This window comes from Mesorhizobium sp. M7A.F.Ca.MR.148.00.0.0, from assembly GCF_003997735.1.
Taxonomy (GTDB): Bacteria; Pseudomonadota; Alphaproteobacteria; order Rhizobiales; family Rhizobiaceae; genus Mesorhizobium.
Map to the genome: position 1 here is coordinate 1 of NZ_RZTB01000519.1, position 292 is coordinate 292.

Below are 292 nucleotides of genomic sequence, written 5' to 3' on the forward strand. Positions count from 1 at the left end.
GCGCAGGAATATGGCGGCCTGATCAAGCATGGCGCGAAACTCCTGTTCGCCTATGCCGAGGCCACCGTGCCGAAGATCACCGTCATCACCCGCAAAGCCTATGGCGGCGCCTATGACGTGATGGCGTCAAAGCATCTGCGCGGCGACATGAACTATGCCTGGCCAACGGCGCAGATCGCGGTGATGGGCGCCAGGGGCGCGGTCGAGATCATTTATCGCAAGGACATCGGTGACGCGGAAAAGATCGCAGCCCACACAAAGGCTTACGAGGATCGCTTCCTGTCGCCCTTCG

1 protein-coding gene is annotated in these 292 nt (G+C 61.0%); it reads left to right on the plus strand.

Going from position 1 to position 292, the window contains the following annotated elements; all coding sequences use genetic code 11:
• A partial coding sequence (locus EOB49_RS35175) for a carboxyl transferase domain-containing protein (RefSeq protein ID WP_281060643.1) occupies nucleotides 1-292 on the plus strand: 292 nt, incomplete at both ends.